Origin of the sequence: Brevundimonas albigilva, assembly GCF_023503965.1 — a bacterium.
Classification (GTDB): domain Bacteria; phylum Pseudomonadota; class Alphaproteobacteria; order Caulobacterales; family Caulobacteraceae; genus Brevundimonas; species Brevundimonas albigilva.
Genome location: NZ_CP097298.1, coordinates 3,084,937 through 3,106,010 on the forward strand (window position 1 = coordinate 3,084,937; position 21,074 = coordinate 3,106,010).

Sequence of the window (21,074 nt, forward strand, 5' to 3'; positions counted from 1 at the left end):
GGCGTTGCTCCGGCGGGGAGGCGCCGTTTAAGGTCGTCCCGGCCCTTCCGGCCCCGCGCCGCTCCCTTACGGCGACGAACAACCAAGAACAGGAAAAACCTGCCATGTCGCAAGACAAACGTCAGAACCTTCAGGACACCTTCCTCAACTCGGTCCGCAAGACCAAGACGCCGCTGACCATCTTCCTAGTGAACGGGGTCAAGTTGCAGGGCATCGTGACCTGGTTCGACAACTTCTGTGTGCTCCTGCGCCGCGATGGCCAGTCCCAGCTGGTGTACAAGCACGCCATCTCCACCATCATGCCGTCCGCGCCCGTGCAGCTGTACGAGCCCGACGCCGAAGAAGACTGATTGACCCAAAACTCATTGATCACGCCGCCCCGGTTCAGAAGGCGGTTGTCATCCACCCCGACGGACGGTCGGATTCGCCTCGTCTGGCCGAAGAGCGGCTGGAAGAGGCCGTCGGCCTGTCGCGCGCGCTCGACCTGGATATCCGGGGCGAGGAGATCGTGCGCATCCGCAAGGTGACGCCGGCCACCCTCTTCGGCGCCGGCAAGGTGGACGAACTGGCCGCCCTGATGCGCGCCGCCGACGCCGATGTCGCCATCATCGACGACGCCCTGTCGCCGGTGCAGCAGCGCAACCTGGAAAAGGCGTGGGAGGTGAAGGTCATCGACCGCACCGGCCTGATCCTGGAAATCTTCGGACGGCGCGCGCGGACGAAGGAAGGCCGGCTTCAGGTCGAACTGGCGCGGCTGGACTACGAACGCTCGCGCCTGGTCCGCACCTGGACCCACCGGAGCGCCAGCGGGGCGGCACCGGCTCGACCGGCGGTCCGGGCGAAACCCAGATCGAGCTGGACCGGCGCCTGATCGCCGACCGGATCGTCAAGCTGAAGGCCGAGCTGGAAGAGGTGCGCCGCACGCGCGGCCTGCATCGCAAGCAGCGCCAGAAGGTTCCGTTCCCGACGGTGGCCCTGGTCGGCTACACCAACGCCGGCAAGTCGACGCTGTTCAACCGGCTGACGGGGTCCGAGGTCTTCGCCAAGGACCTGCTGTTCGCCACCCTGGACACCACCCAGCGCACCATCCGCCTGCCGCAAGGACGTCCGGCCATCATCGCCGACACCGTGGGCTTCATCTCGGACCTGCCGCACGAACTGGTCGAGAGTTTCCGCGCCACGCTGGAGGAGGTCGGCGAGGCCGACCTGATCCTGCACGTGCGCGACATCGCCTCGGCCGATACGGACGCGCAGGCCGCCGATGTCGAGTCGGTGCTGCAGCAGATCGAGATTCCCGAGGGCAAGACCCGTCGCGTGCTGGAAGTCTGGAACAAGATCGACCTGCTGGACGGCGATGCGCGCGAGGCTGTCCTGGGGCAGGCCGAGCGCCAGCAGCGCGACGGAACGGCGGTGGCGGTCTCGGCCTGGACCGGCGAGGGCGTCGAAAGTCTTCGCGAAACCATCGCGCGCCTGATCGACGACGATCCCGAGACGCGGGTGACGCTGGCGCCGGATCAGGGCGAGGCGCTGGCCTGGCTGTATGAACACGGACGCGTGACGGATCGTGAGACGGACGAGCTTGGCCGGACTCATGTCGCCGTGCGACTGCATCCTGCGGCGCTCGGGCGATTCGAACGCCTGTATCCTGACCTTGCCGGCTGACCCATGCATCTGATCGAGACCGTCCTGCTGCTGCTCCTGGCCGTGGTGGTCTCTGGTTCCATCGCGCGGGTGACGCGCATCGCCCTGCCGCTGGTCCAGATCGGTCTGGGCGCCGTCATCGTCCTGGTGACCGGCGTGACGGTCGACCTGGAACCGGACATCTTCTTCCTGCTGTTCCTGCCGCCGCTGCTGTTCCTGGACGGATGGCGGATCCCCAAGGAAGACCTGTTCCGCGACCGCGCCATCATCCTTGAACTGGCGCTGGGCCTGGTGATCTTCACGGTCATCGGACTGGGCTTCCTGATGTGGTGGATGATCCCGGAGATGCCCCTGGCGGTGGCCTTCGCCCTGGCCGCCATCCTGTCGCCGACCGATCCCATCGCGGTTCAGGCCATCGCCGCCCGCGCGCCGATCCCCAAGCGGCTGATGCACATTCTGGAAGGCGAGTCGCTGCTGAACGACGCGACCGGCCTGACCTGCATGCGGCTGGCCGTCGCGGCGGCGACCACCGGCGCCTTCGTGCTGCAAGAAGCGGTGGTCAACTTCGCCTGGCTGGCCTTGGCCGGGGTGGCGTCCGGCATCGCCGTGACCCTGGCGATCAGCACGGCCAAGGGCTGGGTCAGCCGACGCTGGGCGAGGACGTGGGCGCTCAGATCCTCATCAGCCTGCTGATCCCCTTCGCCGCCTATCTGGTGGCCGAGGAGCTTCAGGCGTCGGGCATTCTCGCCGCCGTCGCGGCCGGCGTCACCATGAGCTTCACCGAAAGGGGCGGGGGCGCGGGCGGCCAGTCGCTGGCCATGACGCGCATTCGTCGCGGCGTGGTGTGGGACACGGTGCAGTTCGTGGCAAACGGCATCATCTTCGTGATCCTGGGCGAGCAGATGCCCTCGATCATGGCCCGCGCGGCCGAGGTGGTGGCGGGCACCAGCCGGCCCGAAGTCTGGTGGCTGGCGGTCTATGTCTTCGCCATCGTCGCCGCCCTGGCCGCGCTGCGGTTCATCTGGGTGTGGACGTCGCTGCGCCTGACCCTGTTCCGGCGTCGTCATCGCGGGCCGCCTCCCAAGGTGGGGCTGCGGCTGACCATGGTGATGTCGCTGGCGGGAGTGCGTGGCGCCATCACCCTGGCGGGCATCCTGACGCTGCCGTTCGCCCTGGCCGACGGCACGCCCATGCCGGCGCGAAACCTGGCCATCTTCCTGGCGGCGGGGGTGATCGTGGTGTCCCTGCTGGTCGCGACCTTCGCCCTGCCGCGGCTGCTGAAGAACGTCGAACTGCCGCCTGAACCGTCGCATGAACGGGAGGAGGATCGCGGCCGCGTGGCCGCCGCCTCGGCCGCCTTGCGCGCCATCGAGGACGTGTCGCACGCGATGGCCGAGGGCAAGCCCAACCCCGACCTCTATTCCGACATCGCCAGCCGGATCATGGAGGTCTATCGCCACCGCATCGAGACCCACACCCGCACCGACGAGGACGACGCCGCCCTGTCGCGCAGGATCGACGAGATCGAGCGCCGCCTGTGGCTGGCCGGCCTTGCCGCCGAGCGGGACGAACTGGGACGCATGGCCCGCGCGCGCCAGCTGGACGAAGTCACCGCCCGCCGCATGATCCGCGAGGTGGACCTGCAGGAACTGCGCTACCTCTAGGCGTCAGCGATCCATGAAGGCCGAGACGGCGGCGTAGCTGTCCGCCACGTGATGCGCGCCTCGGGCGACCAGGCGCTGGGCGTGGCCGTCGCGCACATGGCCCCCGGCCGTCAGGCCCACGACCGTCATTCCGGCCGCGACGCCGGCGATGACGCCCGCCTCGCTGTCCTCGATCACCAGGACGCGCGCCGGATCGACGTCCATCTGGCGCGCGGCGTGGATGAAGATGTCGGGATGCGGCTTGCCCCGTTCGACATTCAGTCCGGTGAAGACCGCGCCGTCGAAATGGTCGGTCAGGCCGAACAGGTCCAGGCCGACGCCGATCCAGTCCGGACCGCTGGACGAGGCGATGCACCGCCGCTCGGTCCGCCGTCCGACGAAATCGACCATGCCGGGAACGGGCTTGAGCTGGCGGCGCGCGCGGGCGCGGCAGGTGGCGAACCAGGTGGTGTGGAAATCCTCGGGGCAGGGGCGCCCCAGGGCCGCCTCCACCACCGGACGGTTGTCGCGCCAGCGCTTGCCCGTATAGGCGGCCAGCACGTCATCCAGGCTGGTTGGCAGGCCCAGGGCCGTCAGCTGTTCGGCCATGACGGTGCTGTTCAGCACTTCGCTGTCGGCGACGACGCCGTCGTAGTCGAAGATGATCAGGTCATAGGTCACGCGGCGGGCTTTTCCGCGACCTTTGCGGCGTCCCAGAGGCGGTCCATTTCTTCCAGCGTCGACTGGTCGGGCGTGCGGCCGTCCTTGGCCAGTTCAGCCTCGATGAAGCCGAAGCGCCGCACGAACTTGGCGTTGGCGGCGCGAAGGGCGTCCTCCGGCTCCACCTCCAGCTTGCGGGCCAGGTTGGCGACGACAAACAGCAGGTCGCCCAGTTCCTCGCGCGCCTTGTCCCTGTCGCCGGCGGCGATCTCGACGCGCAGTTCCTCGATCTCCTCGGCCAGCTTGTCGAACACCTCGTCGGTCGAGGGCCAGTCGAAGCCGACGCGGCCGGCGCGCCTGGTCAGCTTGGCGGCGCGGGTCAGGGCGGGCAGGCCGACGGGCACGTCGTCCAGCACGCCCGGCTTCTTCCGGTCCTTTCGCTCTTCCGCCTTGATCGCCTCCCAGGCGAGGGTCTGCTGGGTCGACGAGCGCTGGGCCTCGTCGCCGAAGACGTGCGGATGCCGGCGTTCAAGCTTGTCGGCGATGGCCGTGGCCACGTCGTCGAAGGCGAACAGCCCCTGTTCCTCGGCCATGCGGGCGTGGAAGACGACCTGGAACAGCAGGTCGCCCAGTTCGCCCTTCAGCTCGACCAGGTCGGCGCGCTCGATGGCGTCGGCGACCTCGTAGGCCTCCTCGATCGTATAGGGCGCGATGGTGGCGAAGGTCTGCTCCACGTCCCAGGGGCAGCCGTCCCGCGGGTCGCGCAGTTTCTCCATGACGCCCAGCAGGCGGTCGATCGGTCTCAAGCGGGGGCTCCGTCGCGGGCGTCCAATGCGGCGCGGATGGCGTCATGGCGCGCCGGCGTCAAGGGATAGCCCCTCAGGACCCAGGCGGCGGCGACCATCAGCACGGCCGGAACGGCGATGAACAGCACCTGCAGCGCCAGGAGGGCCTGGGGGCTGTTGCCGCCCGGCACGGCGTCGGGCCGGAACCCCACGGCCTGCAGCAGGGCGTAGGGAACCAGGGCGAAGACGTGGCCCAGCTTGGTCGTCGCCGAAAGGATGGAGAACATCAGTCCCGTGCGGTCCACGCCCGTCTCCAGCCGCACCTCGTCGCCCGCATCGGCCATCATGGCGCGCAGCAGCAGCAGGTTGGCGGCATAGGGCAGGCCGGCGACGAACATCGCGGCCAGGCTCAGGACGAAGTTTCCGCCCGGCAGCAGGGTGGCCCCGACATAGGCGGCCGCGAAGATCAGGCTGGACACCGCCAGGGCCCGGTCCTTGCCGATCCGCACCGCCAACCAGGTCCAGATCGGCGCCCCGAACAGGCCGGCCACGAAATAGACCAGCATCAGCAGTGAGGCCTCAGCGTGGCCATAGCCCTTGATCCAGCCGAAGAAGAAGAACACCAGCGCGCCCGTGATCCCCGGCGCGACGCCCAGCAGCAGGTCGGCGGCCAGCAGCTTGCGCACCGTCTTCAGCCGAAACAGCGCCAGATAGGCCGACACCCCTCCATGCGGCGGGGCGCCCGGATTGACCGGCTCCGGCACGGCGAGGAAGGCCAGGCCGAACATCAGCGGCAGGGCTGCGACGATGGCCCAGCCCATGATCCGCACCCCGTCTGCGTAGTCGCCCAGGCCCGTCTGGATCACCACCGTCGGCAGGACCAGGATCAGGATCACCCCGATGATGTTGAAGACCTGCCACCAGCCATAGACGCGACTGCGTTGATCGTATTGCGGCGCCAGGACCGAGGCCCAGCCCAGTTGCGCCAGCGTCCCGATCGAAAAGCCGAGATAGAGCACCAGCAGCCAGGCGAACAGATAGGCCGGCGGCGCGCCCGGCCCCACCATCACGAACATCATCAGGGCGGCCAGCATCAGGATCGGGACGGACGCCGCCATCCACGGGCGATAGCGGCCCAGGCGCGTGCGCGTCCGGTCCATGCCCCAGCCGATGAAGGGGTCGAAGGCGATGTCGATCAGCCGCACCGCCATGAAGACGGCCGCCACCACGCCCAGCTCCAGCCCGACGTGGGTGGCGTAGAACTCCGGCAGGGTCACCGGCAGGGCGACGCCGAAGGCCGCCAGCGGCAGGCACGGCCCGGAGAAGGCCGCCAGGACGGCGTTGGAGCGGCGGGGCGCGGTCATGACATCATCCGTCCGGGCGCGAGTCGGCCCGCGACACCATCGCAGCTTTGCGACGCCTTGGGCGCCCTTGCCGCGCGGACCGACATGGGGCTGACTGGGCGGATGAGAGGCAGATTCCCGCACGTTCTGACCGGGGTGCTGGCGGGCTTGGCGATCCTGGTCAGCGCCGGCGGCGCGCGCGCCCAGGTCGCTCCCTGCCAGACCAACGCCGACATCTGGGCCGGGCAGGGGTTCGCCAACGCCATATCGCTCTATTCGCTGGAATGGGCCCCTTTCGGCGCGACCGAATGGGGGTGGGAGACCTATCTGCCGCTGATCCAGCACGAACTTCGCACCCATTGCGGGGCGGGCACGCCGATCTTCGCCTCGCACCTGGCGGCGTTCCAGCAGACGCACGACCTGGCCCCCACCGGCCTGTTCGACAGCGCGACCTTCCAGGTGTTCAGGGGCGTCTGGCAGGAGCGGCGGTCCTTCATCATGGCGCGGCTCGCGGGCGAGTGTCCCGAGCCACCGCCGATCAACCAGCTGGGCTATCTTGTCGAAGCCGAGGAACACGCCGACCGCCTGACCCGCCTGCTGCGCCGGGACGTCCTGGCCGCCTATCGCCGGATGGCCGCGGAGGCGCGCGCCCAGGTTCCCGAAATCGCCGCCGACCCCGAACTGCTGCAGATCTTCTCCGGCTTCCGCGACCCGGAAGCGGACGCCGCACGCTGCGCCCAGCAAGGCAATTGCGACGGGCTGCGCCGCGCGATCTGCTCGCCGCATCGCACCGGAACGGCGGTCGATCTCTATGTCGGTCGTCTGCCCGGTTCGGGCGTGGATTCGACGGCCCCGGCCAGTCGCGCGCATATGAGCCAGGGCGCGGCCTATCGCTGGCTGGTCGAGAACGCTGGCCGGTTCGGTTTCACGCCCTATGTCTATGAGCCTTGGCATTGGGAGTATGTCGAACCGTGGCGAGAGCCGTCCGCGCCCTGACCGAAGGCGAGATCGAGCTGGCGAAGGAGGCCTTCGGGAACGCCCTGCGCCTGGACACGGTGCGGCTGATCGTCTGGCCGTTCGCGCGGGCGTTCGTCGCCGGGCGCTGGTTCGGCCGGGACTGGATCGTCTGGCCCCGTCGGGCGATGCGCCAGGACTTCGCCATCGCGCCGATGCGGACGCAGGGCGTGCTGATCCACGAACTGACGCATGTGTGGCAGGCGCAGCAGGGCGTGAACCTGCTGTGGGCCAAGCTGAAGGCGGGCGACCGGCGCGACAGCTACGCCTACGCCGCGACATCCGACTGCCAGTGGGATGCGCTGAACATCGAGCAGCAGGCGATGGTCATGGAGCATCGTTTCCGTCGAAGCCGCGGCGAGTCGACCGAAGGCGACGACGTCTTCTTTGCGCGCGTCTGTCCGTTTTAGGGGCCGGCGCCCTTGCATCCGGCGGCGGGATTTCCCAGAATGGGAACGGTGACTGTTGCGAATGGTCGCCGTCAATCCAAGGAACTCCCCGATGCCGAAAATCCTCGTCCTCTACCATTCGACCTACGGCCATATCGAAGCCATGGCGGAAGCCGTCGCCGAGGGCGCGCGCGAGGTCGATGGCGCCGTCGTGGACATCAAGCGGGTTCCCGAGACGGTGCCGGAGGACCTGGCCAAGTCCTCGGGCTACAAGCTGGATCAGAAGGCCCCGATCGCCAGGATCGACGACCTGAAGGCGTATGACGCCATCATCATCGGCGCCGGCACGCGCTTCGGCTCGGCTGCGTCGCAGATGCGCGCCTTTCTGGACCAGGCCGGCGGCCTGTGGTTCTCGGGCGCGCTGATCGGCAAGATCGGCGGCGCCTTCACCGCCACCGCGACCCAGCATGGCGGCCAGGAAACCACCTTCCAGGGCCTGCACAACTTCTTCATGCACCACGGCATGCCGGTGGTGGGCCTGCCGTATTCGTTCCAGGCGCAGATGACGCTGGATGCGGTCCATGGCGGCTCGCCCTATGGGGCGACGACCATCACCGGCGGCGACGGCTCGCGTATGCCCAGCGCCATCGAACTGGACGGCGCCCGGTTCCAGGGCCGGCACATCGCCGACCTGGCCAAGAAGCTGCACGGCTGATCCGATGCGCCAGCCCGCCGTCTTCTTCGGCCACGGTTCGCCCATGAACGCGCTGGGCGGTCCCTTCGGGGCCGCGTGGCGCGATCTGGGCCAGGCGATCGGCAAGCCCAAGGGCGTGGCGATGATCTCCGCCCATTGGGAGACGCGCGGGCTGGGCGTCACGGCGCAGGACAAGCCTGAAACCATCCACGATTTCGGAAACTTCCCGCGCGAACTTCACGAGATGCGATATCCCGCCCCCGGTTCGCCCGAACTGGCGGCGCGGGTGGCCGAACTGACCGGCGCGGTCCAGACCCTGCAATGGGGATTGGACCACGGAACCTGGTCGGTGCTGGCCCATGTCTGGCCGCAAGCGGACGTGCCGGTGGTTCAGTTGTCGCTCAATCGCGACCTCACGCCGCGCCAGCACTACGATCTGGCCAGGGCCCTGCGGCCGCTGCGGGACGAGGGAGTCGTCGTCGCCGGCTCCGGCGACTTCGTGCACAACCTGCGCACCTGGAAGCGCGAGGCGGGCGCCGAACCCTACGCCTGGGCCGCCGGGTTCAACGAGGCGGTCAAGCACGCCCTCCTGATCGGCGACCACGACGCCCTGATCGACTGGGTCGGCCTGGCCGAGAACGCTCAGCTCAGCGTGCCGACCGACGAGCATTTCCTGCCCGTCCTCTACGTCGCCGCCCAGCAGCACGAGGGCGAACCCGTCAGCTTCTTCAACGACCACATCGACGGCGGCTCGATCTCGATGACCGGCGTGCGGATCGGCTGAAGGTCAGGCGGCCTCGACCATCTTCTGGATGGCGACATAGTCGGTCTTGCCGGTGCCCAGGACGGGCACTTCGGCGACCTTGACGATCTTCTTGGGCACGACCAGTTCCGGGGCGCCGTTCTCGCGCGCCCATTCGGCCAGCGGCGCGACCTCGGCCGAGGCGTGGTCGGTGACCAGCACCAGCTTCTCGCCCTTGCGGCTGTCGGGGATGGAGACGACGGCGTGGCGCTGTTCCGGCCAGACCGCGCCGGCGATGCCTTCGACCGCCGTCAGCGACACCATCTCGCCGCCGATCTTGGCGAAGCGCTTGGCGCGTCCCTTGATGGTGACATAGCCCTCGGCGTCCACGTCGACGATGTCGCCGGTGTCCAGCCAGCCGTCCTCGACCGGCTCCCACGCCAGCGGTTCGGCGCCGGTGACATAGCCGGACATCACGTTCGGACCCTTCAGGAACAGCCGCCCGCCGCCCTCGATGCCCTCGACCGGCTCCAGCTTCCAGTCCATGCCGGGCAGGATCTGCCCGACCGTGCCCGGCGCGTTGCGGTCCGGGTGGTTGACGGCGACCACGGGCGAAGCCTCGGTCGCGCCGTAGCCTTCCAGCAGTTCGACGCCGCCGAACTTGGTGTTGAACAGGGCGCGCGTCTCTTCGCGCACCTTCTCGGCCCCGGCGACGGCGAACTGCAGGGTGGCGAAGTCGTCGGGCTCGGCGACGCGGGCGTACTGGCTCAGGAAGGTGTCGGTCGCGAACAGGATCGAGGCCTTCACCTGGGGCAGCAGGTCGGTGATCTGCTTGGCGTGCAACGGCGACGGATATTCGAACGCCTTCATCCCCTGCAGCAGCGGCAGGATGACCCCGCCGGTCAGGCCGAAACAGTGGAAGGTCGGCAGCGGGTTGAACATGACCCACTCGGGCTTCAGGTCGATGTGCGCCGCCACCTGACGGGCGTTGGCGACCAGGTTGCGCTGGCTCAGCACCACGCCCTTGGGCGTGCCGAAGCTGCCCGAGGTGAACAGCACCACGCCCGGCGCATCGGGATCGGTCTTCACGCGGAACCGCTTCGGCGCAGCGCCGGCGGCCAGTCCGTACAGCTTGTCGGCCAGGCCGATGGTCTTGCGGACATCGTCCAGCCAGACGATGTCCGCGCCGGTCTTCAGCTCCTCGATCAGGTCGTCCAACTTGGCTTGGTCGATGAAGCGTTTGGCGGTCAGCACCTTCTTGACGCCGGCGGTCCGGATCGCGGCCTTAAGGTTCGCCTCGCCGGCGGTGAAGTTCAGCATCACCGGCACCCGGCCGTGGGCGTGCAGGCCGAAGAAGGTCACCACCACCCCCATCGACGACGGCAGCAGGATGGCGACCCGTTCGCCCCTCTCGGTCATGTTCGCGATCTTGCGGCCCAGAACGAAGGCGGCGCGGATCAGGCCGGTGTAGGTGAGGGGATGTCTGTCCTGATCCTCCAGAATCTCCTTGTCGCCGAACCGCGACCGGGCCTCGATCAGGGCGTCGATCAGCGACTCTTGATAAAGCGAGGGATCCAGGGCCTGGCGCAAGCGCGTCTCCTACGGAGGGCGCGACCGGCCCTCTCTGTTGTCAGGGCGACCGTCATTAATGACGCCGCGCGATCTTGAAAAGATGTGTTACCGCGCGTGAGTTCCGGCAAGGGCGGCGATCTGTAACCGCCTGTGCCTTGCCTTCGGCCCCGGAAAGCCGAAATACCGGCCATGGTCACCCTGATCGACACCCTTCAGCGCAAGCCGTCGGAGCTGCGCCATCCGGAAAAGCAGAACCGTCCGGAGACGGTCGTCCTGAAGAAACCGGACTGGCTGCGGGTCAAGGCGCCCGGTTCGGGCCAGTACAATGCGACCAGGGAGATCGTCCGCTCCAAGGGCCTCGTGACCGTCTGCGAGGAGGCGGCCTGCCCGAACATCGGCGAGTGCTGGAGCCAGAAGCACGCCACCCTGATGATCATGGGCGATACCTGCACGCGAGCCTGCGCCTTCTGCAACGTCAAGACCGGCCTGCCCCAGCCGCTGGACCCGGAAGAGCCGGGCAAGGTCGGCCTGGCCGTCCAGCAGATGGGCCTGAACCATGTCGTCATCACCTCGGTCGACCGCGACGATGTGTCCGACGGCGGCGCGGCGCACTTCGCCGAAGTCGTGCGCCAGATCCGCCTGCAGGCGCCGCAGACCACAATCGAAATCCTGACGCCCGACTTCCTGAGGAAGGACGGCGCCGCCGAGGTGATGATCGACGCCCGGCCCGACGTTTTCAACCACAACCTGGAAACCGTGCCGCGCCTGTATCTGAAGATCCGGCCCGGCGCTCGCTACTTCCACTCCCTACGCCTGCTGCAGATGGTCAAAGAGCGCGACCCCAACCAGTTCACCAAGTCCGGCATCATGGTCGGCCTGGGCGAGACCAAGGAAGAGGTCATGCAGGTCATGGACGACATGCGCTCCGCCGGCGTCGACTTCATCACCATCGGCCAGTATCTGCAGCCGACGCGCAAGCACGCCGCCATCGACCGCTTCGTCACGCCGGAAGAGTTCAAGGCCTATGAGGCGATCGCCCGGGCCAAGGGCTTCCTGATGGTGTCGTCCTCGCCGCTGACGCGTTCGTCGCACCACGCCGGCGACGACTTCGCCCGGCTGAAGGCCGCGCGCGAGGCGCAGCTGCGTCGCTAAGCCCCGCATGGCCGTCCACCGCGTCACGCGCATCCTTCCGTATGCGCCCCAGCAGCTTGCCGATCTTGTCGCCGACGTGCGCGCCTATCCGGACTTCGTGCCGTGGGTCACCTCGATGCGTGTCTGGAACGAACGCCCGGAAGCCGAGGGCGTCAGCGTCGTCGATGCGGAGGCGTCCGTCGGTTTTTCCTTCTTGAAGGAGCGGTTCTCCACCTGGGTGCGCCACGACCGCAATGCGCCCAAGGTCGAGGTCGGCCTGTTGCGCGGACCGTTCAAACACCTGAAGAACCGCTGGGAGTTCTTTCCGCACCCCGAAGGCGCGCGGCTGGAGTTCATGATCGACTTCGCCTTCAAGTCGCGGATGCTGGACCTGATGCTGCAGGCCAATTTCGACCGGGCGGTGGAGAAGCTGATCGGCTGTTTCGAGGCCGAGGCGCAGCGGAGGTACGGCGGCCAATGAGTTTCGATTTCGACGCGACGGTCGTGGGCGCCGGGGCCGTGGGCCTGGCCTGCGGTCGGGCGCTGTCGAAACGCGGGCTGACGGTCCTGGTGCTGGAAAAGGAAGGCCACATCGGCCAGGGCGTCTCCTCGCGCAACTCCGAGGTCATCCACGGCGGCCTCTATTATCCGACCGGGTCCTTGAAGGCGCGGTTCTGCGTCGAAGGACGGCGCGCCCTCTACGCGTTTCTGGAAAGTCATAAGATCGACCACTGGAAGTGCGGCAAGCTGGTCGTGGCGACCGAGGAGGCTGAGGTCGAGCGGATCGAGGCCATCTTCCAGCAGGCGACGACCAACGGCGTCGAGGGGCTGCAACATCTGACCGGGGACCAGGCGCGGGCGCTTGAGCCCGCCTTGAACGCCCATGCCGCCATCCTGTCGCCCGAGAGCGGGGTCTTCGACAGTCATGGCTACATGCTGGCCTTGCAGGGCGAGATCGAGGACGCGGGCGGCTCGGTCGTCACCGGCGCGCCGTTCGAGGGCGCCGAGCTGTTGCAGGGCGGCGGCTTCTCCATCCGCGTCGGCGGGGAGGGGGCGACGACCCTGACCAGCCGCCTGCTGGTCACCGCTCCGGGCCTGTCGGCCCAATCCGTCGCGGCCCTGATCGAAGGCTATCCGGCCGGCGACATCCCCGCGCGCCATCTTGGCAAGGGCGTCTATTTCCGGCTGACGGGACCGGCGCCGTTCAACCGTCTGATCTATCCGCCGCCGATCCCGGGCGCCCTGGGCACCCACTACCGCAAGGACCTGGGCGGGCAGGGCGTGTTCGGACCCGACCTGGCCTATGTGGAGGTCGAGGATTATTCGGTCGACCCTGCCAAGGCGGAGGCGTTCGCCCGTTACATCGCCCGTTTCTGGCCGGGCGTGACGCCAGAGCGGCTGACGCCCGACTACGCCGGCATCCGGCCCAAGCTGCACGGACCGGGCGAACCGCAGCCGGATTTCCAGCTGCACGGCCGCGAACATCACGGCGTCGATGGCCTGATGGCCCTGTTCGGCATCGAAAGCCCCGGCCTGACCAGTTCCCTGGCCGTGGGTGAGGCGGTCGCCGCCGCCTTGACGGAGGCCGCATGACCGAACGCGAGAAGATGCTGGCGGGCCTGCCCTACGATCCGGGCGACCCCGATCTGCGAGACGGGCGCGCCCGCGCGGTGGCCTTGACCGTCGCCATTAACGCCGAGCCGGATCGCGACAGGCGCCGGGCCCTGGTCAACCGGTTGGTCCGTGCGGCGGATGGGGCGGCGGTCATCATGCCCGGCTTCTTCTGCGACTACGGCGTCAACATCCACATGGGGGCCAACGCCTTCGCCAACGCCAACTGCGTCTTTCTGGATTGCGCCGAAATCCGCATCGGCGACAATTTCCAGGCCGGGCCGGGCGTTCAACTGCTCACGCCCGAACATCCGCTGGATGCGATCGAGCGGCGCGGCAAGGAGACGGCCCGGCCCATCGTCATCGGCGACGACGTGTGGATCGGCGGCGGCGCCATCGTCCTGGCCGGGATTACGGTCGGAGACCGTGCGGTCGTCGGCGCCGGCGCTGTGGTGACCAAGGACGTGCCGCCGGATGTCGTGGTCGTCGGCAATCCGGCCAAGATCGTTCGGCGTCTGAACCCCGCTTAAACGCCTTGAAATCGTCGCGCGGTTCATGCATAAGCCGCGCCTCGCGTGGCGGCTCTATCGGGCCGCCGCTATTGTTTTCGCGCCTGACAGGCCTCGGCCCTGGGCGGCGCCCGACCTAGAGATTGAGACGGACATGGCCGTTCCGAAGCGCAAAGTATCTCCCTCGCGTCGCAACATGCGCCGCGCCCACGACGCCCTGTCCTCGAACGTCTATGTCGAGGACAAGGACACCGGCGAACTGAAGCGCCCGCACCACATCGACCTGAAGACCGGCACCTACCGTGGTCGCCAGGTCCTGACGCCGAAGGAAGACTAGTCTTCGGCGACTTCCGGCCTCGGCCGGACGATGGTTTTCACGGCGCGCGGGTGACCCGCGCGCCGTTTTCGTGCGTTCGGGACAGCATGCCCTGTTAGAGAACGCCGCCCATGATCCGTCTCGTCGCCGCAACCGCTCTGGCTGTGATGTCCCTTGCCGCGTGCGAGGGTTCCGACAGGCCCGCCGCCTCCGCTCCGGCGCCCGCCGCCGATCAGGCCGCCAGATCCGCCTCGCCCTCGGCGCCCACGGTCGGGGACGACGTCCTGACCGCCGAAGGGCTTGGACAGGCGCGCATCGGCATGACCCTGGCCGAACTGACGGCCGTATGGGGCGCGGACGCCAACCCCAGCGCGGTCGGGGGCGCCGATCCCCAGACCTGCGACGAGTTCCATCCGGCCAAGGCGCCCCAGGGCGTCAATGTGATGATCCAGAACGGCGTGCTGACGCGAATCACCCTGATGCGGAACGCGGCGACAAGGACGGATCGCGGCGTCGCTGTCGGCGATGAGGCGGCCGCGGTGACGCGGGCCTATGGCGACGCCCTTGTCGCTCAGCCCCACAAGTACGAGGCCGCGCCCGCCGAGGACCTGTTCGCCTGGACCCGGGGCGGGTCCAGCCAGTACGTCGACGACGCCTCGGCGCGGGGCGTTCGCTACGAGGTGGGTTCCGACGGCAAGGTCAAGATGATCCACGCCGGCGGCCCGTCGATCCAGCTGGTCGAGGGCTGCGCCTAGGCGGGTTCGGTCGGCGCGGCCCGTGGCGGGCCGGGGTTGGCCCCAGGCTGAATCCCGCTCAGGATTGGCGTTTGGCGGCGGGCCGTCTAAACCGCCGTGACCATCCTCCCGCCTGAGCCAGAGAGCCAAGCCATGACCGACATCGCCGACATCGTCGCCCGCCAGATCCTCGACAGCCGGGGCAACCCGACGGTGGAGGTGGATGTGGTGCTGGACGACGGGTCCTTCGGCCGCGCCTCCGTGCCGTCCGGCGCCTCGACCGGCGCGCACGAGGCGGTCGAACTGCGCGACGGCGACAAGGACCTGTGGGGCGGCAAGGGCGTCCAGAAGGCCGTCGACGCGGTCAATGGCGAGATCTTCGACGCCCTGTCCGGCATGGACGCCGAGGACCAGCGTCGCGTCGACGAGGCGATGATCACCCTGGACGGCACCCCCAACAAGGCGCGTCTGGGCGCGAACGCCATCCTGGGCGTGTCGCTGGCCGTGGCCAAGGCCAGCGCCATCTCGGCCGGCCTGCCGCTGTATCGCTATCTCGGCGGCGTCTCGGCGCGTGTCCTGCCGACCCCGATGATGAACATCATCAACGGCGGCGCCCATGCCGACAATCCCATCGACATCCAGGAGTTCATGATCCTGCCGACGGGCGCGGAGACCTTCACCGACGCGCTTCGCATGGGGACCGAGATCTTCCACGCCCTGAAGAAGCAGCTGAAGGACGCCGGCCACAACACCAACGTCGGCGACGAGGGCGGTTTCGCCCCGAACCTGGCCTCGGCCGAAGAGGCGCTGACCTTCATCACCAAGGCGGGCCAGGCGGCCGGCTATCTGGCGGGAGAGGACTTCCACCTGGGCCTGGACGTCGCCTCGACCGAATTCTTCAAGGACGGCAAGTACGTCATGGCGGGCGAGGGCAAGACCGTCGACGCCGACGGCATGGTCGGCTACCTGGCTGATCTGGTCGAGCGTTTCCCCATCGTCTCGATCGAGGACGGCTGCGCCGAGGACGACTTCGACGGCTGGCGTCTGCTGACCGAACGGCTGGGCGACCGGGTCCAGCTGGTCGGCGACGACCTGTTCGTGACCAATCCCGCCCGCCTGGCCGCCGGCATCGGCGAAGGGCTGGCCAACTCCATCCTGATCAAGGTCAACCAGATCGGCACCCTGTCCGAGACCCTGGACGCGGTCGATATGGCGCACCGCGCGGGCTACACCGCCGTCATGAGCCACCGCTCGGGCGAGACCGAGGATTCGACCATCGCCGACCTGGCGGTCGCCACCAACTGCGGGCAGATCAAGACCGGCTCGCTAGCGCGGTCGGACCGGGTCGCCAAGTACAACCAACTGCTGCGCCTGGAAGAGATGCTGGGCGACCAGGGCGTCTATTTCGGCGACGGCATGCTGCTGAGCCGCTGAGGTCTGCGCCGGGAGGGCGGCTCGGCCGTCCTCCCGCATCCTCTCAATCCGGTGGTCGGATCGGATTCCCTCAAATTTCTCAATGCAAAGCTGGCCGAATCTTACGGTCAAGCTACGATTCGTTAGGCATTCCCAGGCATGGTTTGGAAACTGTGTCTCTCGCGCTCAGAAGGAGCGTTGGTGTTGCCTGAACGGATGAAACCTTACCGCCTGTCCGCCGTCCTGTTGCTGCTGGTCGCCTACCTGGGGGTTCAGGCCTTGACCGGAGAGCGGGGCCTGCTGAGCGGTCGCGCACGCGACGAACTGCTGACGCAGCGCGAGACCCAGTTGGCCGGCCTGACGGAACAGCGGCGCGACCTTGAAACCCGGGTGCGCTATCTGCGCGCGGACAGTCTGTCGCGGGATCTGCTGGAAGAACGCGCGCGCGCCGTGCTGGGCTTTTCCGATCCGCGCGACTATGTGATCCGGGTCTCGAGCGAGACGGCCCCCGCGACGGCCCGTCAGGCCCATTCCTGACCCGTCTTGAACTATTGTTACAGCTTGGCGGGGCCGCTTTGCGTTTCGGGAACGAAGGCTGCTAAAGCCGCCTTCCGTAACGATAAGTAGGCTTCGGTTCCCGGGGCCCAAGCCGGGAGATGCCGGATGGCGAAAGCCCCAGCCAAGACCACGCAGAACACCGTATCTGACAAGATTCCGAACGCCCCTTCCGCGTCCAAGGAAGACCTCCTTCGCTACTATCGCGAGATGGTTCTGATCCGCCGCTTCGAGGAGCGGGCGGGCCAGCTCTACGGAATGGGCCTGATCGGCGGCTTCTGCCACCTGTACATCGGCCAGGAGGCCGTGGCCGTCGGCGTCCAGGAAAGCGTCAAGCAGGGCCACGACAAGATCATCACCGGCTATCGCGACCACGGCCACATGCTGGCCGCGGGCATGGACCCGAAGGAAGTGATGGCCGAGCTGACCGGCCGCATCGGCGGCTCGTCCAAGGGCAAGGGCGGCTCGATGCACATGTTTGACGTGCCGACCGGCTTCTACGGCGGTCACGGCATCGTCGGCGCCCAGGTGGCGCTGGGCACCGGTCTGGTTCGCCGGCAAGTACCGGGGCGACGATTCGGTCGCCTTCGTCTATTTCGGCGACGGCGCGGCCAACCAGGGCCAGGTGTACGAAAGCTTCAACATGGCCCAGCTGTGGAAGCTGCCGGCCATCTACATCATCGAGAACAACCAGTACGCCATGGGCACGAGCATCGAACGCTCGTCGGCGACGACCCAGCTTAGCCAGCGCGGCGCCAGCTTCGGCATCCCCGGCGAACAGGTCGACGGCATGGATGTCCTGGCCGTGCGCGACGCGGTGAAGAAGGCGGTCGAGCGCGCCCGCGCCGGCGAAGGGCCCTACATCCTGGAAGTGAAGACCTACCGCTATCGCGGCCACTCCATGTCCGACCCGGCCAAATACCGGACCAAGGAAGAGGTGGACGAGGTCAAGAAGACCCGCGACCCCATCGATCACGTCAAGATGCTGCTCCAGGCCGCCAAGGCGACGGAGGACGAGTTGAAGACCATCGACAACGAAATCAAGGCGATCGTCGCCGAAGCTGTGCAATTCGCTCAAGAGAGCCCGGAGCCCGATCCGTCCGAGCTCTACACCGACGTCTACGTGGAGGTATCCGCATGACCGGCGGAAGCCTTTTGGTGGACATCGCACCTGATGGTTCGTTCTCAATCGACGGCGTCGCGGCTGACCCGGATGCGGTCCGGCGCGCAGCTGAGGGAAAAGCGGTGTTTCTTCGCGGAACGCCCGATATTCAGTTCGCTCAGGTTCAAGCAGCCATGATCGAGCTCCAAGGGCTCAACATGCCAGTCGCGCTTGTTGGCAAGGATAACAAATGACCGACATCCTGATGCCGGCGCTGTCCCCCACGATGGAAGAGGGCACGCTGACCAAATGGCACATCAAGGCGGGCGACACCGTGTCGGCCGGCCAGGTGATCGCCGAGATCGAGACCGACAAGGCCACGATGGAAGTCGAGGCCGTGGACGAGGGCGAGGTCCTGGAAATCCTGGTGCCGGAAGGCGCCGAGAACGTGAAGGTCAACACGCCCATCGCCCGCCTGGCGGGTGAGGACGGCGCGGCCGCCCCGTCGCCGAAGGCGGACGCCGCCAAGACCGAAGACACACCCAAGGAAGCCGCCGAAGGCAAGACGGGCGATCCGGAAAAGGCGCCGGCCCAGACCTCGACGCCCAAGGTCGAACTGCGCGACCCGGAAATTCCCGCCGACGCCAAGCTGGTCAAGACGACCATTCGCGACGCCCTGCGCGATGCCATGGCCGAGGAGATGCGCCGCGACGACAAGGTCTTCCTGATCGGCGAGGAAGTCGCCCAGTACCAGGGCGCCTACAAGGTCAGCCGCGAGCTGCTGCAGGAGTTCGGCGACCAGCGCGTGGTCGACACCCCGATCACCGAGCACGGCTTCGCCGGCCTGGGCGTCGGCGCGGCGATGGCGGGGCTGAAGCCCATCGTCGAGTTCATGACGTTCAACTTCGCCATGCAGGCGATCGACCATATCATCAACTCGGCGGCCAAGACCCTGTACATGTCGGGCGGCCAGATCCGCGCGCCCATCGTCTTCCGCGGCCCGAACGGCGCGGCCAGCCGCGTGGCGGCCCAGCACAGCCAGGATTATTCGGCCTGGTACGCCCAGGTGCCGGGCCTGAAGGTCGTCGCGCCCTATGACGCTGCCGACGCCAAGGGCCTGCTCAAGGCCGCCATCCGCGACCCGAACCCCGTCGTCTTCCTCGAGCACGAGATGATGTACGGCCTGGAGTTCGACGTGCCGGAGGTCGAGGACTACGTCCTGCCGATCGGCAAGGCCAAGGTCCGCCGCGAGGGCAAGGACGTCACCATCACGGCCCACAGCCGCATGGTCGGCTTCGCCCTGCAGGCCGCCGAGAAACTGGCCGAGGAAGGCATCGAGGCCGAGGTGATCGACCTGCGCACCCTGCGTCCGCTGGATCACGAGACCATCGTCGAGAGCGTCAAGAAGACCAACCGCCTGGTCTCGGCCGAGGAAGGCTGGGGACCGATGGGCGTCGGCGCCGAGGTCGTGGCCCGGGTGATCGAACACGCCTTCGACTATCTGGACGCCCCGCCGCTGCGCGTGCACCAGGAAGACGTGCCGCTGCCCTACGCCGCCAATCTGGAGGCCCTGTCGCTGCCGGGCGCCGACAAGATCGTGGCGGCCGTGAAGCAGGTGATGGCGTGATGGACGCCAAGGCCCTGGAACAACGCGCCCTGCCGATCCCGGACGGACTCGATGCGCCCGAGGATCAGGTGATCGAGCTGGCGCGCGTGTGGTGGAACGGAAACGGTCCGCTGATGAACATCCGTCCGGCCCTGGCCGAGCCGGGCGCCGTCGGAGTCGTCCTGGCCGAACTGGCCTGGCATTATTCCCACGCCTATGCGGAGCATCGCGGCCTGGACCAGGCGACGGCCTTCAAGGCCATCTGCGACAGCTGGAGCGCGGCCCACGCCCGCGCCGCCGCCTCCGCTGAAGGAGCTACTGCCCAATGACCGATATCCTGATGCCGGCGCTGTCTCCGACGATGGAAGAGGGCGTTCTGGCCAAATGGCACGTCAAGGTCGGGGACGTCGTCTCCGCCGGCGACGTGATCGCCGAGATCGAGACCGATAAGGCCACGATGGAGGTCGAGGCCGTCGACGAGGGCGAAGTGCTGGAGATCCTGGTTCCGGAAGGGACCGAGAACGTCCCGGTCAACACGCCCATCGCCCGTCTGGCCGGCGACGACGCGGCGCCCGCGCCGAAAGCCGCGCCGACCGCCCAGCCCGACGAGGCCCCCAGGGCCGAGACCGCGCCGGCGCCCGCGAAGGACGCCGCTCCGGCGGCTCAGAGCCCCGCTCCGGCCGCGCCGAAATCCGACGGCGGCGAGCGCATCTTCGCCTCGCCCCTGGCGCGCCGCATCGCCGCCCAGAACGGCGTGGACCTGAAGTCGATCAAGGGCACCGGCCCGCACGGCCGCATCGTCAAGCGTGACGTGGAAGGGGCGCCCAAGGGCGCGGCCCAGCCCGCCGCGACGGGCGCCGCGCCGGCCGCTGGCGTGGAGCCGCGCAAGGCTCTGTCCCTGGCGCAGATGGGCATTCCCGATGGAAGCTACGATCTGATTCCGCTGGACGGCATGAAGAAGGCCGTGGCGCGCCGCATGGTCGACAGCGTTCAGAACGTGCCGCACTTCCCGCTGTTCATCGACTGCGAGATCGACCAACTGATGGCGGTGCGCGCCAAGGTCAACAAGATGCTGGAGCCGCAGGGGATCAAGGTCTCCGTCAACGACTTCGTCATCAAGGCCGCGGCGCTGGCCCTGAAGATGGTGCCCGAGGCGAACGCTTCCTACACCCCCGAAGGAATCGCCATGCACCACAACGCCGACGTCTCCATGGCGGTGGCGATCGACGGCGGCCTGATCACCCCGATCATCAGGAAGGCCGAGACCAAGGGCCTGGCGCAGATCGCGACCGAGTCCAAGGACCTGGCCAAGCGCGCCCGCGACCGCAAGCTGAAGCCGGAGGAGTTCCAGGGCGGCACCTTCTCGGTGTCCAACCTGGGCATGTTCGGGATCAAGCAGTTCACCTCGATCATCAACGAGCCGCAGGGCTGCATCATGAGCGTGGGCGCCGGCGAGCAGCGTCCGGTCGTCAAGGACGGCCAGATCGTGCCGGCCACCGTCATGACCGTGACCCTGACGTGCGATCACCGCGTGGTCGACGGCGCGACCGGCGCCCGCTTCCTGCAGGCGTTCAAGCCGCTGATCGAAGATCCCGTCGCGATGCTGGCGTAGCC

Annotated in this window: 23 protein-coding genes and 2 pseudogenes; 21 read left to right on the forward strand and 4 right to left on the reverse strand. The window is 68.0% G+C overall.

Annotated elements, in window-relative coordinates; genetic code table 11:
• Positions 1-104 precede the first annotated feature (104 nt).
• From hfq to MU852_RS17600, 4 genes and pseudogenes are all read left to right on the forward strand, one after another.
• Entirely contained in the window at positions 105-350 is a 246-nt protein-coding gene (gene hfq, locus MU852_RS16370) for an RNA chaperone Hfq (protein ID WP_003164861.1), read from the forward strand.
• Positions 350-1,662 (forward strand): annotated as a pseudogene (gene hflX, locus MU852_RS16375) (GTPase HflX). Before hfq ends, hflX begins: the two are co-directional and overlap by 1 nt.
• 3 nt (positions 1,663-1,665) lie before the next feature.
• Positions 1,666-2,334 carry a cation:proton antiporter domain-containing protein gene (locus MU852_RS17595; RefSeq protein ID WP_283843687.1) on the forward strand — a complete coding sequence of 223 codons (669 nt, stop codon included), beginning with the start codon at positions 1,666-1,668 and terminating at the stop codon, positions 2,332-2,334.
• Positions 2,304-3,305, forward strand: a complete 1,002-nt coding sequence (locus MU852_RS17600; RefSeq protein ID WP_283843688.1) for a cation:proton antiporter domain-containing protein — start codon at positions 2,304-2,306, stop codon at positions 3,303-3,305. Before MU852_RS17595 ends, MU852_RS17600 begins: the two co-directional genes overlap by 31 nt.
• A gap of 3 nt (positions 3,306-3,308) precedes the next feature.
• On the opposite strand, the gene MU852_RS16385 is transcribed toward MU852_RS17600, so the two are convergent.
• From MU852_RS16385 to MU852_RS16395, 3 genes are read right to left on the reverse strand one after another with little or no spacing between them, the layout of a single operon-like run.
• Positions 3,309-3,965 (reverse strand): HAD family hydrolase, encoded by a 657-nt coding sequence (locus MU852_RS16385; protein ID WP_249750437.1) that lies wholly within the window; start codon positions 3,963-3,965, stop codon positions 3,309-3,311.
• Positions 3,962-4,750, reverse strand: a complete 789-nt coding sequence (mazG, locus tag MU852_RS16390) for a nucleoside triphosphate pyrophosphohydrolase (RefSeq protein WP_430641165.1) — start codon at positions 4,748-4,750, stop codon at positions 3,962-3,964. The genes MU852_RS16385 and mazG overlap by 4 nt, the downstream gene beginning before the upstream one ends.
• The gene (locus tag MU852_RS16395; RefSeq protein ID WP_249750438.1) at positions 4,747-6,093 is read right to left on the reverse strand and encodes an MFS transporter; all 1,347 of its coding nucleotides are present in this window, start codon (positions 6,091-6,093) and stop codon (positions 4,747-4,749) included. The genes mazG and MU852_RS16395 overlap by 4 nt, the downstream gene beginning before the upstream one ends.
• Positions 6,094-6,195: 102 nt before the next feature.
• Here MU852_RS16395 and MU852_RS16400 point away from each other — a divergent pair, with 102 nt between their 5' ends.
• The 4 genes from MU852_RS16400 (at position 6,196) to ygiD (ending at position 8,953) form a co-directional block, all read left to right on the forward strand.
• Positions 6,196-7,068 (forward strand): D-alanyl-D-alanine carboxypeptidase family protein, encoded by an 873-nt coding sequence (locus MU852_RS16400; protein WP_249750439.1) that lies wholly within the window; start codon positions 6,196-6,198, stop codon positions 7,066-7,068.
• On the forward strand, positions 7,044-7,496 hold the full coding sequence (locus MU852_RS16405) for a hypothetical protein (RefSeq protein WP_249750440.1): 453 nt from the start codon (positions 7,044-7,046) through the stop codon (positions 7,494-7,496). Before MU852_RS16400 ends, MU852_RS16405 begins: the two co-directional genes overlap by 25 nt.
• 91 nt (positions 7,497-7,587) lie before the next feature.
• Positions 7,588-8,190 (forward strand): NAD(P)H:quinone oxidoreductase, encoded by a 603-nt coding sequence (gene wrbA / locus MU852_RS16410; RefSeq protein ID WP_249750441.1) that lies wholly within the window; start codon positions 7,588-7,590, stop codon positions 8,188-8,190.
• Between the two features lie 4 nt (positions 8,191-8,194).
• Positions 8,195-8,953 carry a 4,5-DOPA-extradiol-dioxygenase gene (ygiD, locus tag MU852_RS16415; protein ID WP_249750442.1) on the forward strand — a complete coding sequence of 253 codons (759 nt, stop codon included), beginning with the start codon at positions 8,195-8,197 and terminating at the stop codon, positions 8,951-8,953.
• A gap of 3 nt (positions 8,954-8,956) precedes the next feature.
• Here the strand turns inward: ygiD and MU852_RS16420 are convergent, their stop codons facing one another.
• Positions 8,957-10,501: an AMP-binding protein gene (locus MU852_RS16420; protein WP_249750443.1), complete on the reverse strand. Its 1,545-nt coding sequence runs from the start codon at positions 10,499-10,501 to the stop codon at positions 8,957-8,959.
• A 171-nt stretch (positions 10,502-10,672) separates the two neighbouring features.
• Here MU852_RS16420 and lipA point away from each other — a divergent pair, with 171 nt between their 5' ends.
• The 13 genes and pseudogenes from lipA to MU852_RS16490 all read left to right on the forward strand — a co-directional run bounded on the left by lipA (position 10,673) and on the right by MU852_RS16490 (position 21,072).
• Positions 10,673-11,635, forward strand: a complete 963-nt coding sequence (gene lipA / locus MU852_RS16425) for a lipoyl synthase (RefSeq protein WP_249750444.1) — start codon at positions 10,673-10,675, stop codon at positions 11,633-11,635.
• A 7-nt stretch (positions 11,636-11,642) separates the two neighbouring features.
• On the forward strand, positions 11,643-12,095 hold the full coding sequence (locus tag MU852_RS16430; RefSeq protein ID WP_249750445.1) for a type II toxin-antitoxin system RatA family toxin: 453 nt from the start codon (positions 11,643-11,645) through the stop codon (positions 12,093-12,095).
• On the forward strand, positions 12,092-13,207 hold the full coding sequence (locus MU852_RS16435) for an NAD(P)/FAD-dependent oxidoreductase (protein ID WP_249750446.1): 1,116 nt from the start codon (positions 12,092-12,094) through the stop codon (positions 13,205-13,207). Before MU852_RS16430 ends, MU852_RS16435 begins: the two co-directional genes overlap by 4 nt.
• The gene (locus tag MU852_RS17605; protein WP_283843689.1) at positions 13,204-13,755 is read left to right on the forward strand and encodes a sugar O-acetyltransferase; all 552 of its coding nucleotides are present in this window, start codon (positions 13,204-13,206) and stop codon (positions 13,753-13,755) included. The genes MU852_RS16435 and MU852_RS17605 overlap by 4 nt, the downstream gene beginning before the upstream one ends.
• Positions 13,756-13,888: 133 nt before the next feature.
• On the forward strand, positions 13,889-14,071 hold the full coding sequence (gene rpmF, locus MU852_RS16450; RefSeq protein ID WP_249750447.1) for a 50S ribosomal protein L32: 183 nt from the start codon (positions 13,889-13,891) through the stop codon (positions 14,069-14,071).
• Positions 14,072-14,181: 110 nt separating this feature from the next.
• Positions 14,182-14,805: a hypothetical protein gene (locus MU852_RS16455; RefSeq protein ID WP_249750448.1), complete on the forward strand. Its 624-nt coding sequence runs from the start codon at positions 14,182-14,184 to the stop codon at positions 14,803-14,805.
• Between the two features lie 132 nt (positions 14,806-14,937).
• Positions 14,938-16,218 carry a phosphopyruvate hydratase gene (eno, locus tag MU852_RS16460; RefSeq protein WP_249750449.1) on the forward strand — a complete coding sequence of 427 codons (1,281 nt, stop codon included), beginning with the start codon at positions 14,938-14,940 and terminating at the stop codon, positions 16,216-16,218.
• 195 nt (positions 16,219-16,413) lie between these two features.
• Complete coding sequence (locus MU852_RS16465; RefSeq protein ID WP_249750450.1) at positions 16,414-16,734, forward strand: FtsB family cell division protein; 321 nt, start codon at positions 16,414-16,416, stop codon at positions 16,732-16,734.
• A gap of 126 nt (positions 16,735-16,860) precedes the next feature.
• Positions 16,861-17,893: pseudogene (gene pdhA, locus MU852_RS16470) on the forward strand (pyruvate dehydrogenase (acetyl-transferring) E1 component subunit alpha).
• Positions 17,890-18,108: a hypothetical protein gene (locus MU852_RS16475; protein ID WP_249750451.1), complete on the forward strand. Its 219-nt coding sequence runs from the start codon at positions 17,890-17,892 to the stop codon at positions 18,106-18,108. The pseudogene pdhA and the gene MU852_RS16475 overlap by 4 nt, the downstream one beginning before the upstream one ends.
• Positions 18,105-19,481 carry a pyruvate dehydrogenase complex E1 component subunit beta gene (locus MU852_RS16480; RefSeq protein ID WP_249750452.1) on the forward strand — a complete coding sequence of 459 codons (1,377 nt, stop codon included), beginning with the start codon at positions 18,105-18,107 and terminating at the stop codon, positions 19,479-19,481. Before MU852_RS16475 ends, MU852_RS16480 begins: the two co-directional genes overlap by 4 nt.
• On the forward strand, positions 19,481-19,789 hold the full coding sequence (locus MU852_RS16485; protein ID WP_249750453.1) for a DUF5076 domain-containing protein: 309 nt from the start codon (positions 19,481-19,483) through the stop codon (positions 19,787-19,789). The genes MU852_RS16480 and MU852_RS16485 overlap by 1 nt, the downstream gene beginning before the upstream one ends.
• Positions 19,786-21,072, forward strand: coding sequence for a pyruvate dehydrogenase complex dihydrolipoamide acetyltransferase (locus MU852_RS16490; RefSeq protein WP_249750454.1), 1,287 nt, complete (start codon positions 19,786-19,788; stop codon positions 21,070-21,072). The genes MU852_RS16485 and MU852_RS16490 overlap by 4 nt, the downstream gene beginning before the upstream one ends.
• Positions 21,073-21,074 lie beyond the last annotated feature (2 nt).

Bases quoted from the DNA above. Each gene is read 5' to 3' on its own strand.
- hfq (WP_003164861.1), top strand. From the start codon at position 105: ATGTCGCAAGACAAACGTCAGAACCTTCAGGACACCTTCCTCAACTCG.
- MU852_RS17595 (WP_283843687.1), top strand. From the start codon at position 1,666: ATGCATCTGATCGAGACCGTCCTGCTGCTGCTCCTGGCCGTGGTGGTC.
- MU852_RS16395 (WP_249750438.1), bottom strand. From the start codon at position 6,093: ATGACCGCGCCCCGCCGCTCCAACGCCGTCCTGGCGGCCTTCTCCGGG.
- MU852_RS16400 (WP_249750439.1), top strand. From the start codon at position 6,196: ATGAGAGGCAGATTCCCGCACGTTCTGACCGGGGTGCTGGCGGGCTTG.
- wrbA (WP_249750441.1), top strand. From the start codon at position 7,588: ATGCCGAAAATCCTCGTCCTCTACCATTCGACCTACGGCCATATCGAA.
- ygiD (WP_249750442.1), top strand. From the start codon at position 8,195: ATGCGCCAGCCCGCCGTCTTCTTCGGCCACGGTTCGCCCATGAACGCG.
- lipA (WP_249750444.1), top strand. From the start codon at position 10,673: ATGGTCACCCTGATCGACACCCTTCAGCGCAAGCCGTCGGAGCTGCGC.
- MU852_RS16430 (WP_249750445.1), top strand. From the start codon at position 11,643: ATGGCCGTCCACCGCGTCACGCGCATCCTTCCGTATGCGCCCCAGCAG.
- MU852_RS16435 (WP_249750446.1), top strand. From the start codon at position 12,092: ATGAGTTTCGATTTCGACGCGACGGTCGTGGGCGCCGGGGCCGTGGGC.
- MU852_RS17605 (WP_283843689.1), top strand. From the start codon at position 13,204: ATGACCGAACGCGAGAAGATGCTGGCGGGCCTGCCCTACGATCCGGGC.
- rpmF (WP_249750447.1), top strand. From the start codon at position 13,889: ATGGCCGTTCCGAAGCGCAAAGTATCTCCCTCGCGTCGCAACATGCGC.
- MU852_RS16455 (WP_249750448.1), top strand. From the start codon at position 14,182: ATGATCCGTCTCGTCGCCGCAACCGCTCTGGCTGTGATGTCCCTTGCC.
- eno (WP_249750449.1), top strand. From the start codon at position 14,938: ATGACCGACATCGCCGACATCGTCGCCCGCCAGATCCTCGACAGCCGG.
- MU852_RS16465 (WP_249750450.1), top strand. From the start codon at position 16,414: ATGAAACCTTACCGCCTGTCCGCCGTCCTGTTGCTGCTGGTCGCCTAC.
- MU852_RS16475 (WP_249750451.1), top strand. From the start codon at position 17,890: ATGACCGGCGGAAGCCTTTTGGTGGACATCGCACCTGATGGTTCGTTC.
- MU852_RS16480 (WP_249750452.1), top strand. From the start codon at position 18,105: ATGACCGACATCCTGATGCCGGCGCTGTCCCCCACGATGGAAGAGGGC.
- MU852_RS16485 (WP_249750453.1), top strand. From the start codon at position 19,481: ATGGACGCCAAGGCCCTGGAACAACGCGCCCTGCCGATCCCGGACGGA.
- MU852_RS16490 (WP_249750454.1), top strand. From the start codon at position 19,786: ATGACCGATATCCTGATGCCGGCGCTGTCTCCGACGATGGAAGAGGGC.